Source organism: Trichococcus sp. TS_SC_9 (assembly GCF_056156325.1).
This window is the reverse complement of sequence record NZ_CM149591.1, coordinates 1,748,140-1,760,771: the sequence shown is the minus strand read 5'-3', so window position 1 is coordinate 1,760,771 and position 12,632 is coordinate 1,748,140. Positions and strand designations below refer to the sequence as shown.

Genomic DNA, 12,632 nt, shown 5'->3' with positions numbered 1-12,632 from the left:
ACACCCGTTCCCTCCCCCGTCATTTGCTTGAACGGGGGATTTTTTCCATAAAAATGTGCATAAGAACAGCGCGCATTTCGATATGTTATTGAGTTTTCAACGAAAATGTGGCATACTCTTTATGAGAAATTTTTAATTTAAAAATGAGAATAATGTAGAGGAGACTGAATCCGTGACGACCTATCATAGCACACGAAATGCAGAAAAAACACTGACGGCTTCACAAGCAATATTACAAGGGATAGCGCCAGACGGCGGATTGTACGTACCCGATCACATTCCGGCTTTGGACATTGCATTGGATCGCCTAGCCGACATGACTTACCAAGAATTAGCTTACGAAGTAATGAAAAACTTTTTTGACGACTTCACTGAAGAAGAATTAAAACATTGCGTCAACGCAGCTTATGATGACAAATTTGACGACTCCAGCATCGTCCCATTGGTGAAAGCCGGCGGAAACCACTACTTGGAATTGTTCCATGGCCCGACCATTGCGTTCAAGGACATGGCTCTTTCTATCTTGCCACACCTATTGACGACTTCAGCCAAAAAGAACGGCAGCACAAAAGAAATCGTGATCCTGACAGCTACTTCCGGCGATACCGGAAAAGCGGCTTTGGTCGGATTCGCGGATGTGCCGAACACACGCATCATCGTCTTCTATCCTAAGAACGGAGTCAGCGCCATCCAGGAAAAACAGATGGTGACGCAAAAAGGCGATAATACTTCCGTAGTTGCCATCGATGGAAACTTCGATGACGCACAGACGAACGTCAAAAACATGTTCGGAAACGCAGACTTGGCGGCACGTTTGGATGAAGCAGGCTTCCAATTCTCCTCAGCCAACTCCATCAACATCGGACGACTGATTCCGCAAGTGGTCTATTACGTTTACGCTTACGGCCAAATGGTGAAACAAGGCGCCATCGCTGCCGGCGAACCAATGAACGTCGTTGTCCCTACCGGCAACTTCGGGAATATCTTGGCTGCCTACTTCGCGAAACAAATGGGCTTGCCAATCCAAAAACTGATCATCGCTTCAAACGAAAACAAAGTCTTGGTCGATTTCTTCGAAACCGGCGCTTATGACCGCAACCGCGACTTCATTTTGACGACTTCTCCATCCATGGATATCCTGGTTTCCAGCAACTTGGAACGTTTGTTGTTCCTGTTGGCCAATGAGAGCGCGCAAGCTGTCCAAACTTTCATGGACCAATTGAAGGACATCGGCCGCTACGAAGTGACGGAAGCAATGAAGGAAAAAGCGAAAGATTTCTATGCCGATTACGCGACAGAGGAAGAAGTCAGTGCTCAGATTGCTGCGCTTTATCATGCTGAAGGCTATGTCATCGACCCACACACAGCTGTGGCGGCGCATGTTGCCAACACGTATGTAGCTGAAACCGATGATCACACTCCGATCATCATCGCGTCGACTGCCAGCCCTTATAAATTCCCGCAAGCTGTCCTGAATGCCATTGATCCCGAGTTTTCGGATGATTCAATTGAAGAAATGTTGGACCGCCTAAGAGAATTGAGCGGCGTCGCCTTCCCTGAAGCAATCGAAGAATTATTGCATGCAGAAGTTCGCCACAACACCGTTATCGCTTCCGATGACATGCAGAAGAGCGTCGAGTCCATCCTGGGCTTGAACTGATTCAAGAATGTTTAAACGCCTAGCCGGCGGTCCGGAATATTTCCGGGCTGCCGTTTTTTTTGTGTTTCGGATTGTGTTTCGTTCTGTCCTCCGGTGAAAACAGTCGTCGACGGAGCTGAGGATGCCTAGATATGCTCTCCTCCAGCCAATTTCTCCTCACCGGAGGTAGCGGCTGGATTTCACTCGCAACTCCTGCCAACCGCGCTTGGCCGGAGTTGCCGGTAATATTCCTTTCGTTTCTTCATCCAGGCACACACATCATCGAGAAATCCGCCCCGTTTTTTGGTAAAATAGAGTCAGAAAGAAACAGAATCGAGGCGCTACATGAATATATTGATCGACGGGGATGCTTGTCCCGTAAAAGACATCATCATAGAAGAAGCCATCAAACGCGAAATACCGGTCACAATCGTCACCAGTTTTGCGCACTTTTCCAATGCACCCCAACCGCCCGGAGTAAAGACGGTCTACGTCGATTCGGGCGCGGATGCAGCTGATTTCAAAATCATCCAGCTCGCAAAAAGAGGCGATCTGTTGGTCACACAGGACTATGGTTTGGCCTCCCTGGCTTTGCCGAAAGGACTGACCGTTCTCCATCACAAAGGTTTTGCCTACGACAACAGCAATATGGAACGACTGCTTGAGGACCGCTACATGAGCGCCATGGTCCGCAAAAGCGGCAAACGCACAAAAGGCCCGAAGCCATTCACGGACGCTGATCGGCATGCATTCCGGAAACTGCTCATTTCCAAGTTGCAAGAAACCTAACCGAACCAAGGAAGAGGTGCATCAAGATGCGCAATGAAATCATTATCGAAGATGTGAAACATGTCATCGCAGAAAAGCTGAGGAACGAAGCTACGGGGCATGATTGGTGGCATACGCTCCGGGTCTACAACACGTCCATGGACATTGCCGAAGCGGAAGGAAACGGCGATCGCCTCATCATCGGCTTGGCGGCCCTTTTGCATGATGTCGCCGACCACAAATTCGGCTACACTGATGCCGACCGCGAAGCCATCATCACCGACATCCTCAGGCCTTTCGAGCTGAGCGACTCCGTCATCGAGCAGGTCATCTACATCGTGAACAATCTTTCCTTCAAGCAAGGGAAAAACAAGCATGTTTTGGAAACAATCGAAGGCCGGATCGTGCAGGATGCCGACCGCTTGGATGCGATCGGCGCAATCGGCATCGCGCGCGCATTTGCATACGGCGGGCACAAAGACCGGCCGCTTTATGATCCCGAGCACGGTGGGGATCCGAACAGTGATACGATCGGCCACTTCCACGAAAAACTGCTCCTGCTGAAGGACGGCATGCACACGGAAGCCGGCAAACAAAAGGCGATCGCCCGCCACACTCGGATGGAACAGTTCCTGAAGGACTTCCATTCCGAATGGGAAGGCCACTGATAAAATGCGAAAAGACTGATTAAAATTGGGATAAGTGTCCCAATTTTAATCAGTCTTTGTGGTTTGGCGGTATATTTTTCTGTTCTGCGGTTCGAGTTCATGGCAAGTTTCCCCGCCAAAATGGGTTTGGAGGGGAATCATGTGTTGTCCGCGTACGTTGTTCCCCGCCAAAGTACTTTTGGCGGGTTTTCTGACTGTGATTTGAACTGATTTTCCCCGTCAAAATGGTTTTGGCGGGTTATTTTAGCATAAATTCAATTCCCCTATAAAATCACAGTGCCATTTCGTAGATTTTTCTGCTGATGTCCAGTGTCTGGTCAGCGCGTTCCGAAAGGCGATCGCGTTTGTGGACTTCCAGTTGCTCCACCATATAGTCGATGTCCGTCTCTTCGATGCCGATTTCACTGAATCGGGTCGGCATTTCCAACGAACGGAAGAATTCCTCGGTTTTGCGGATGCCGAAATCGATCCGCGCCTCATCGTCACCTTCCGTAGCACCCCATACGCGTTCTGCATACTGGAGCAATTTATCCCATTTTTCCTTTTTGCGTACCTTCATGGTGGCAGGCAGGATGACCGAAAGCGTACGGGCATGATCGGTTCCGTTCAAAGCGGTAATTTCGTAGCCCAACGCATGGCTGGACCAGTCCCCCGGCACCCCTGAAGCTGTGAAGCCGTTGAAGCCATTCGTCACTGTCCACATGAAATTCGCGCGCGTGTTGTAGTCTATTTCTTCATCCGCCAGGACTTCCTGGCCTATTTCGATGAAAGTATGCAGAATGCCTTCAGACCAACGATCCTGCAGTTTCGCGCCGACCGGATAGGTCAGATAGTTCTCCATGACATGGACAAAGGAATCGGAGAGTCCGTTCGCCAATTGCCTTTTCGGCAACGTGTACGTCAACTCGGGCTCTAGAATCGAAAATGCCGGAAAGAGGTTCTCATTTTTGATGCTCACCTTTGCCTGCAATTCCTCGAAGCTGACGACGGTGATCGGGTTCATTTCCGAGGAGGTGGCAGGAATCGTCAAAACCGTCCCGAAAGGCATGGCCTTTTCAACCGGCAGCCCTTTGCCGACTCCGCTTGCGAAGATATCAATCGGATTGCCTTCAAACAGGCTGGCTGCGGCGATGAATTTCGTGCCGTCGATGACCGAGCCGCCGCCTACCGCGATCAGGAAGGTGTATCCTTCCGTTTTGATTTTCTCTACAGCATCCATCAGGTATTCAAAAACCGGATTCGCCGGAATGCCGCCGAACTCCCCCCATTCCCTGTCTCCCAGAGCCTCCACGACACGGTCGAAAGTGCCTGAGCGTTTGGCGCTGCCGCCTCCGTAGGTGATCAATACGTTTGCATCTTTAGGCACAAACTTGTCGATTTTTTTGACCTGATCCCGTCCGAATGCGATCCGGACAGGGTTATAAAATTCAAAATCCATGATTTCAGCTGACGGTGACATAATATTCCCCCATTGGTTTCAGATAGTTATGCTAACTTTGTGCACAAGGCGTCGATCGCATTTTCAAAGATGGCAAGGCCGGCCTCCAACTGTTCATCCGTCATGACCAACGGAGCCAGGAAACGGACCACATTCCCGTAGGTGCCTGCATTTTCGATTATCAGGCCGGTCTGTACACATTGTTGGATCAGTGCGTTCACCAATTCCGGAGCGGGTTCCTTCGTCAGTCGATCTTTGATGAATTCGACGCCGATCATGCCGCCCAATCCGCGCACATCGCCGATTTCTTTGTATTGCTGTTGCCATTCCTCAACGCGGGCAGTGTAGGCTGCACCCAGTTCCAATGAACGTTCGCAGAGATTTTCGTCTTCGATGACTTGAATCGTCGCAAGTGCCGCAGCACAGGATACCGAATTGCCTCCGAAGGTGCCTCCGATCAATCCGCCCCCAATCCCTTTGACGATTTCGTCACGGGCAACGATGGCGCTGAGCGGGAACCCGCCTGCGATTGATTTTGCCGTACAAAGGATATCCGGTGCACAGCCGGCTTCTTCGTAGTAGGAAGATGCGAACAGTTTGCCTGTGCGCCCGAATCCGGTCTGCACTTCGTCCGTCACCATCATGATGCCATTATCATCACAGATCTGGCGGACAGCTTTGACCCACTCGATCGGAGCCGGGATGAAACCACCCTCGCCCTGCACCGGTTCGAATACAATGGCTGCAACTTGGCTTGCCGGCGTCAACTCCTCAAAGGCGCGTTTGATGCGTTCGATGTAATAGGCGACTGCCTCTTCATCCGTGTAATAGGCCGGTTTGCGGTAAAGGTTCGGATAATCCACGCGGAATATCCCATCCGGGAATGGCCCTAAGCCAATCGAGTTGGCTTTTTTCGCCGTCATGTGCGTCGTCAGCAGCGTACGCCCGTGGAATGCACCAGAGAATACGATGACATTCGGACGTTTCGTGTAGGCTCTCGCCACCTTTACGCCGTTTTCGATTGCTTCCGCACCGCTGTTCGCAAAGAATGTCCGCTTCTTGAAACCCTTCACCGGTACGATGTCGTTCATTTTTTCAGCCAATTCGATATACTTTTCGCTCGTAAGGATATTGATCATCGCATGAAAATAATCATTTTCCTGCTGCTTGACCGCTTCGACCACTTTCGGGTGGCGGTGGCCGATATTCAGAACGCCTACGCCTCCGACCCAATCCAAAAAGCGGTTGCCGTCAACGTCCTCGATGATGGCGCCCTCTGCCTTCGCGATCGCAACCGGGTAGACGCATGTCAAAGAAGGAGGGATCGCTTCAGATCTCCGTGCCAGTATGGCTGCTGCCTTTTCCCCCGGCAATGCCGCAGTGATGATTTCCGGCAATTGATATCTCAATTCTGTTTCTGTAAGTGATGTTGTTCCTGTCATAACGCTCGCTCCCCTTTTCATGCATACTTGTCATATCTTTTGTAACTTCGATGGTTTGATTATATAGATTTACCAGGCAAACAAAAAACATTTGTTGACACTGTATAGGACATTTTCTGTTATCCGATGTCAGCTTCATTCACATCGTTTTGAGAACATGGTTGCAATAACAAGGAAAATCTTCGATACATAAAGGATTCCAAGCAAAAAAACCTCCCGTTATCTTTACGGAAGGTTTCCTGACATGAATCTCGATTTATTTTTCATTTTCATTTCATTTAAAGAATATTGCCCAGCAAACAGGAGCGGAAATGTAAGGATGTCCGTTCCAAAACGGACTCATGAATTTCCATTTCGCTCCACAAAATGACCGAAACTGAAACGGACTGCATTTTTTTGGTCGCCGAATTGGTTGCCTTCCTTCACCACCACTTTTTCCTTCAACAATTCCTGAAGCAATTCATCCATCTCGGCATCGGTTTTATTGGCGAAGTGACAATATAGATGGTAGCCGCCTTTTGCCGGTTCAAAACTTATTTCCGGTCCATATCTGTTTCTGAGCCACGTCTGCAATTTGCCAGCGCGCTCTTTCAAAGCCGTAATGATGATTGGGAGATGGTCTGTGATTTCGCTCGCCAAATAATGGTCAGCCAACAGTTGCGGCAAGAAACTCAATCCGGAGTCGATCTGATCCCGAATGTCGGCCAATTCCCGGATAATGGCGGCTGGTCCAACCATCCAACCAATCCGGATATGCTGACCGGCAAATTTGGATAAGGAACCCAGATAAAGCACCTGTTGCCGTTTGTCCAAGCTTTTCAACGGACGGTTATCGACCGTTGCATCAAAGACAAAGCTGCCGTATGCATCATCCTCCACAATCGGGATACGCTTCAGCAAACAATAATCAAGGATGGCCTGTTTCCGCTCCGGACTCATGACCGTACCTGTCGGATTCTGGAAAATCGGATTCAAAAAAATCATCTTCAGGGGATACTGCAAGGAAGCTTCCTGGAGCCCTTTGACGGTCATTCCCTCGCCATCCATCGGAATCGGAATAATCCGCAGACCGGCAGCCTGAAAAAGCCGCAAAGAATAGAAATAAGATGGAGCCTCGATGCCGATCGCATCGCCCGGTTTCAACAGCCCTTGCGTGATCAGAAACAGTGATTGTTGGGTTCCCGAAGTGATGAAGATTTCCTCCAGCGGGACAGTCATCCCGTACGCGGTCTGCAAATGCTTTTGGACGCTTTCCCTTGTCGCTTTGATCCCGCGGTTCTCCCTGATGAAAGTAGCTTCCCCATGCAACATTTCCCCCAGCGAAATATCCGGGATCTTCAGTTCCGGCAAGAGGTCCTTCGGCAGATCCCCGTTCCCCAAATCCAGAATTTCGCGCGACTTATGCTGCGCCAACAGCTTTTTCACGTTCCTTTGATAAGGGGTGTCCACCGAAAGATTATCCGGTGTCAAGGAAGTACGCCAATTGATGGTGGGCCTTGTCTGCATCCCCCATTTATTCGGATTCACGAACGTCCCGCTGCCCCTTTTGCGGATGAGGATCCCCTGCGTCGTCAGCTCTTCCAATGCCCGGATGACAGTCGACCGGTTGACCTGCAGTTCCTCCGCCATCTTGCGTTCCGCCGGCAAGGCTCGACCGGGGACCAAATCACCGTCTTTTATCTTCTCTTCGATCAGCTGCATAAGCTGTTGATAGAGCGGCATGCCCCTATCCAGATCCAGTCTCCACTCCGCCATTCCTTCACTCTCCTTGGTTTTTAATCATTATACACCAAATTGGTTGGTTCGGAAACAGTCCAATTGGATGTAGGTGTTCCAAGGTAATTGGATTATGATTTAACCATTCTTTAATCATTTTATCATTTAAACCAAGGAGGATTATTAATGACAACAAAAATCATCGGTTCAGAAAAAGTAAAACGCGGGATGGCCCAAATGCAAAAAGGGGGCGTCATCATGGATGTCGTGAACGCAGAACAGGCGCGGATCGCCGAAGCAGCTGGAGCCGTAGCGGTCATGGCTTTGGAGCGCGTGCCTTCGGATATCCGCGCCGCTGGAGGTGTTGCCCGGATGGCGGATCCCACCATCGTCGAGGCAGTGATGAACGCCGTGAGCATTCCCGTCATGGCGAAAGCCCGCATCGGCCACATCACGGAAGCGCGCATCCTGGAAGCGATGGGCGTCGACTATATCGATGAGAGCGAAGTGCTGACCCCTGCCGATGAGGAATTCCATCTTTTGAAATCGGACTATACCGTTCCTTTCGTCTGCGGTTGCCGCGATTTGGGTGAAGCCTTGCGCCGAATTGGTGAAGGGGCTTCGATGTTGCGTACGAAAGGCGAGCCGGGGACCGGCAATATCGTGGAAGCCGTCCGCCATATGCGCAAAGTCAACGGCCAAATCCGTCAGTTGATCACGAAATCAGACGATGAACTGATGACGTTCGCCAAGGAAATCGGAGCTCCTTACGAATTGGTCAAGGAAATCAAACTGCTCGGGAAATTGCCTGTCGTGAACTTTGCTGCCGGTGGCGTCGCAACTCCAGCTGATGCTGCCTTGATGATGAGCTTGGGTGCAGACGGCGTCTTCGTCGGATCCGGCATCTTCAAAGCCGAAAATCCCGAAAAATTCGCCCGTGCCATCGTCCGTGCGACAACCAATTACGAAGATTATGCCTTGTTAGCCGAACTTTCCAAAGGCTTGGGCGAACCGATGAAAGGAATCGACATCAGCACACTCCACGCCTCCGAACGCATGCAAGAAAGAGGCTGGTAAACATGACGAAAAAAATCGGCGTATTGGCCTTGCAGGGTGCCGTCACAGAGCACCTGCAGGCACTGGCTAAATTGGGCGTCACCGCGGCTGCCGTGAAACTGCCTGGCGATCTAGCGGAGCTGGATGGGCTGATCATCCCAGGAGGCGAATCGACCGCCATCGGCCGTTTGATCCGCGAACAACATTTGGAGGAACCATTGCGAGCATTTTTCGCAGCTGGCAAAGCGATTTTCGGGACCTGTGCCGGATTGATTCTTTGCAGCACGGACAACAGCCATGCACCTGAAGAATTGCGGCTCGGCTTCATCGACATCGAAGTAGAACGGAACGGCTTCGGGCGCCAAGTCGACAGTTTCGAAGCCCTGCTGCCTTTTGAAGGCATCGCAGAACCGGTGGAAGCCGTCTTCATCCGTGCCCCTTACATCCGCTCCGTCAACAAAGGCGTACGGGTGCTGGCCAGCTTCGAAGGCAAGATCGTAGCGGCCGAAAACGACCAGATTCTGGTCACTGCCTTCCATCCGGAATTGACGGACGATCTGTCGGTATTCGAGTACTTTTTGGGAAAAATTGACTGAGATACAGACCAAACTTAATACAGCCCGGTAAATAATGTGTTTCTCTGCCCAAATCTTGTCCCTCCTCCGGCCACCATCCCCTGGCCGGAGGAGAGAGCATTCTGAAGCAATCCAACTCCGGTAAGCATCTCTTCTCCGGAGTAAACGCCACATAGGAATGCCCGACCTCCGGCGAAGCCGTCGTTCACCGGAGCTTAAGATTTTATCGCTTATTTTCACAATAAATAAAATCCCCTGCTCACGCACTTATATGCGTAAGCAGGGGATTTTGTATTTGTTTAGTCCAGATCTTCACCATTGCTGGCGATGGCTTTTTGGTACCAGTAGAAGGAATCCTTCTTCAGGCGATCCAAACTGCCTGAACCGTCGTTGTTGCGGTCAACATAGATGTAACCGTAGCGTTTCGACATCTCGCCCGTACCGGCTGAAACCAGGTCGATACAGCCCCAAGAAGTGTAGGCAACAAGATCGACGCCGTCCAGCACGATCGCATCCCGCATCGCTTTGACATGGTCACGGAGGTAGGAGATGCGGTAATCATCATGGATTTTGCCGTCGACGATTTCATCCACAGCGCCCAAGCCGTTTTCGACTACCATCAGCGGCAGTTGGTAACGGGAATGGAAGGTGTTAAGAGAAACGCGCAGACCCAATGGATCGACTTGCCAACCCCATTCCGATTCCGCCAAGTATGGGTTCTTCTCACCCATCAAGGCATTGCCTTCACCCGGCACGCCGGATTGCGCAAAGCTGGCAGCGCTGGAAGCATAGTAGCTGAAGGAAATGAAATCGACAGTATGTGCAGCCAAGATTTCCTCGTCGCCTTGTTCGAACGCAACGTTGATGCCTTTAGAGGCGAAGTAAGCCAGTTTGCTCGGCGGGTAGTAACCGCGGGCATGGACATCTGAGAAGAACAGTTTCTCTTCTTCTTTCCGTTGCGCAGACCAAACGTCTTCCGGTTTTGCCGACAACGGATAGACTGGTGCGTAGGCGATCATGCAGCCGATGCGGTTGTCGGGATCGATTGCCCGTGCAGCCTTCGTCGCCAAAGCGCTGGCGACGAATTGGTGATGCAAGGCTTGATACATGATTTCTTCCTGGCTTTCTCCCGCTTCAGCTTTCGAACCGATCGAAATCTGCGGCAGGAACGTCGCCATGTTGATTTCATTGAAGGTCAGCCAATAGTTGACTTTTCCTTGATAGCGTTCAAACAAAGTAGTCGCATATCTTTCAAAGAAGCCGATCAGCTTGCGGTTTTTCCAACCGCCGTAGTGGTCGACCAGATATTGCGGCATTTCGAAATGGGAGATCGTCACCAATGGTTCGATGCCGTATTTCGCCAATTCATCGAAGACATCATCGTAAAATGCCAAGCCCGCTTCGTTCGGTTCCAGTTCATCGCCATTCGGGAAAATCCGCGACCAAGCGATCGACATCCGGAACATCCGGAAGCCCATCTCGGCGAACAAAGCGATATCTTCCTTATAGCGGTTATAGAAATCGATGCCGATGTGCGAAGGATAGTAATCGCCGACTCCGGCAAAGCGTTCGGCAAAATCGCGCGAGCAGGTCAGTTGGTCGATTACCGACGGGCCTTTCCCATCAGCGTCCCAACCTCCTTCAAATTGATTGGCAGCTGTAGCGCCGCCCCAGAAGAAACCTTCTGGAAATCTTTTATCTGCAGACATGGCTATTCCTCCTATTTCCGTACCAAAGAGGCGCCATTTGTTGCGATGACTTCTTTGTACCAGTTGAATGATTTTTTCTTGTAACGATTCAGTGTGCCGGACCCGTCGTCGTGGCGGTCGACATAGATGAAGCCATAACGTTTCTTCAATTCTGCAGTCGAAGCGCTGACCAAATCGATGCAGCCCCAAGTTGTGTAGCCCATAAGATCGACACCATCTGCGATTGCTTCACCAACCTGCACCAAGTGGTCGTTCAAATAGTTGATGCGATAATCGTCGTTGACAGTCATTTGGCCGTCTTCGCCTTCAACCAACTGGTCGACAGCACCCAAACCATTTTCGACGATGAACAACGGTTTTTGGTAACGATCCCAAAAAGTGTTCAGGATAACACGCAACCCTTTGGGATCGATCTGCCAGCCCCACTCGGAAGCCTCCAAGTATGGATTATGAATACCACCCAAAATATTGCCTTCGCCTGCTGCTCTCTTGGCAGGATCAGCCGTTTCCGTAGAACTCATGTAATAGCTGAAGGAAACGAAATCAACAGTGTTCTTCAGGATTTCTTCGTCTTCCGGCGTGATGTTCAGCTCGATGCCGTTTTCACGGAAATAACGTTTCATGTAACCAGGATATGTTCCGCGTACATGCACATCCGAGAAGAAGAAGTTTTGGCGGTCCGCTTCCATCACCGCGATTATATCGTCAGGATGGGAAGTCAACGGATAAGTCGGCATCGCGATGACCATGCAGCCGATTTTGAAGTCCGGATTGATTTCGTGGCCGATTTTTGTAGCCAACGCACTTGCTACCAATTCGTGGTGGCAAGCTTGGTAAAGATCAGATTTAGATAATTTTTCAGGAGCTGTCGCGATTCCGCCGCTCATGAATGGCGCGTGGATGATCGAGTTGATTTCATTGAACGTCAACCAGTATTTGACTTTGTCTTTGTAGCGCGTGAAGACCGTGCGCACATAGTTTTCGTAGAAACCGATCATTTTGCGGTTAACCCAGCCATCGTATTCGCGGGCAAGGTGCAGCGGTGTTTCGTAGTGGGACAAAGTGATCAGCGGCTCGATGCCGTATTTTGCCAATTCGTCAAACAGATCATCGTAGAACTGCAAGCCGGCTTCGTTCGGTTCCGTTTCGTCGCCGTTCGGGAAAATGCGCGTCCAAGCGATGGATGTACGGTATGTTTTGAAGCCCATTTCCGCAAACAAGGCGATATCTTCTTTATAACGGTGGTAGAAGTCGATTCCTTCCAATTTCATGTTGTCCGGTGTAGGACCATCAGTGATCGGCCCGAATCCTCCTTGAGGGGTTACGTCCTGAACGGAAAGCCCCTTTCCGTCAACATTATAAGCACCTTCGTATTGGTTAGCGGCTGTTGCGCCGCCCCATAAAAATCCTTTTGGAAATACTGTTTGCATGTGATCGCTCCTATTCTTTCTCTTGTTCTATTTTATACACGGGTCTGAATAATTGCGGGACATCCCTGAATTATGAGAACTCATCCCAAATGGGTTCGGGCGCCTGAGACCACAAATCAAATTCCCGAATATCTGGTTTTTATTCGAGAAGCTGGCTTGCGGTCTAGGTTTTTTCCCCGGATATCTGGTTT

The 12,632-nt window shown here is 50.4% G+C and carries 10 protein-coding genes; 5 read left to right on the top strand and 5 right to left on the bottom strand.

The genetic code is table 11. From position 1 onward, the window contains the following. The first annotated feature begins 172 nt into the window (after positions 1-172). From thrC to AC0J5I_RS08545, 3 genes are all read left to right on the top strand, one after another. Entirely contained in the window at positions 173-1,660 is a 1,488-nt protein-coding gene (thrC, locus tag AC0J5I_RS08555) for a threonine synthase (protein ID WP_475299426.1), read from the top strand. 324 nt (positions 1,661-1,984) lie between these two features. Next, positions 1,985-2,428, top strand: coding sequence for a YaiI/YqxD family protein (locus AC0J5I_RS08550; protein ID WP_475299425.1), 444 nt, complete (start codon positions 1,985-1,987; stop codon positions 2,426-2,428). 26 nt (positions 2,429-2,454) lie between these two features. After that, a complete protein-coding gene (locus AC0J5I_RS08545; RefSeq protein ID WP_475299424.1) occupies positions 2,455-3,075 on the top strand; it encodes an HD domain-containing protein in 621 nt (206 codons plus the stop codon). Positions 3,076-3,346: 271 nt separating this feature from the next. Here the strand turns inward: AC0J5I_RS08545 and AC0J5I_RS08540 are convergent, their stop codons facing one another. From AC0J5I_RS08540 to AC0J5I_RS08530, 3 genes are all read right to left on the bottom strand, one after another. After that, a complete protein-coding gene (locus tag AC0J5I_RS08540; RefSeq protein ID WP_107995000.1) occupies positions 3,347-4,534 on the bottom strand; it encodes an iron-containing alcohol dehydrogenase in 1,188 nt (395 codons plus the stop codon). A gap of 26 nt (positions 4,535-4,560) precedes the next feature. Then, positions 4,561-5,955 (bottom strand): aspartate aminotransferase family protein, encoded by a 1,395-nt coding sequence (locus tag AC0J5I_RS08535; RefSeq protein ID WP_475299423.1) that lies wholly within the window; start codon positions 5,953-5,955, stop codon positions 4,561-4,563. Positions 5,956-6,294: 339 nt separating this feature from the next. Beyond that, positions 6,295-7,710, bottom strand: coding sequence for an aminotransferase-like domain-containing protein (locus AC0J5I_RS08530; protein ID WP_475299422.1), 1,416 nt, complete (start codon positions 7,708-7,710; stop codon positions 6,295-6,297). A gap of 147 nt (positions 7,711-7,857) precedes the next feature. Here AC0J5I_RS08530 and pdxS point away from each other — a divergent pair, with 147 nt between their 5' ends. Continuing rightward, positions 7,858-8,748 carry a pyridoxal 5'-phosphate synthase lyase subunit PdxS gene (pdxS, locus tag AC0J5I_RS08525; protein WP_107994997.1) on the top strand — a complete coding sequence of 297 codons (891 nt, stop codon included), beginning with the start codon at positions 7,858-7,860 and terminating at the stop codon, positions 8,746-8,748. Between the two features lie 2 nt (positions 8,749-8,750). Continuing rightward, positions 8,751-9,323, top strand: a complete 573-nt coding sequence (gene pdxT, locus AC0J5I_RS08520; protein ID WP_475299421.1) for a pyridoxal 5'-phosphate synthase glutaminase subunit PdxT — start codon at positions 8,751-8,753, stop codon at positions 9,321-9,323. Positions 9,324-9,601: 278 nt separating this feature from the next. Here the strand turns inward: pdxT and AC0J5I_RS08515 are convergent, their stop codons facing one another. Together AC0J5I_RS08515 and AC0J5I_RS08510 are read right to left on the bottom strand one after the other, a co-directional pair. Beyond that, entirely contained in the window at positions 9,602-11,011 is a 1,410-nt protein-coding gene (locus tag AC0J5I_RS08515) for a 6-phospho-beta-glucosidase (RefSeq protein WP_107994995.1), read from the bottom strand. A gap of 11 nt (positions 11,012-11,022) precedes the next feature. Next, positions 11,023-12,441: a glycoside hydrolase family 1 protein gene (locus AC0J5I_RS08510; protein WP_475299420.1), complete on the bottom strand. Its 1,419-nt coding sequence runs from the start codon at positions 12,439-12,441 to the stop codon at positions 11,023-11,025. Positions 12,442-12,632 lie beyond the last annotated feature (191 nt).

What these genes read in the sequence shown, in the direction of transcription:
- AC0J5I_RS08550 (WP_475299425.1), top strand. Translation starts at nt 1,985, where the DNA reads ATGAATATATTGATCGACGGGGATGCTTGTCCCGTAAAAGACATCATC.
- AC0J5I_RS08545 (WP_475299424.1), top strand. Translation starts at nt 2,455, where the DNA reads ATGCGCAATGAAATCATTATCGAAGATGTGAAACATGTCATCGCAGAA.
- AC0J5I_RS08540 (WP_107995000.1), bottom strand. Translation starts at nt 4,534, where the DNA reads ATGTCACCGTCAGCTGAAATCATGGATTTTGAATTTTATAACCCTGTC.
- AC0J5I_RS08535 (WP_475299423.1), bottom strand. Translation starts at nt 5,955, where the DNA reads ATGACAGGAACAACATCACTTACAGAAACAGAATTGAGATATCAATTG.
- AC0J5I_RS08530 (WP_475299422.1), bottom strand. Translation starts at nt 7,710, where the DNA reads ATGGCGGAGTGGAGACTGGATCTGGATAGGGGCATGCCGCTCTATCAA.
- pdxS (WP_107994997.1), top strand. Translation starts at nt 7,858, where the DNA reads ATGACAACAAAAATCATCGGTTCAGAAAAAGTAAAACGCGGGATGGCC.
- pdxT (WP_475299421.1), top strand. Translation starts at nt 8,751, where the DNA reads ATGACGAAAAAAATCGGCGTATTGGCCTTGCAGGGTGCCGTCACAGAG.
- AC0J5I_RS08515 (WP_107994995.1), bottom strand. Translation starts at nt 11,011, where the DNA reads ATGTCTGCAGATAAAAGATTTCCAGAAGGTTTCTTCTGGGGCGGCGCT.
- AC0J5I_RS08510 (WP_475299420.1), bottom strand. Translation starts at nt 12,441, where the DNA reads ATGCAAACAGTATTTCCAAAAGGATTTTTATGGGGCGGCGCAACAGCC.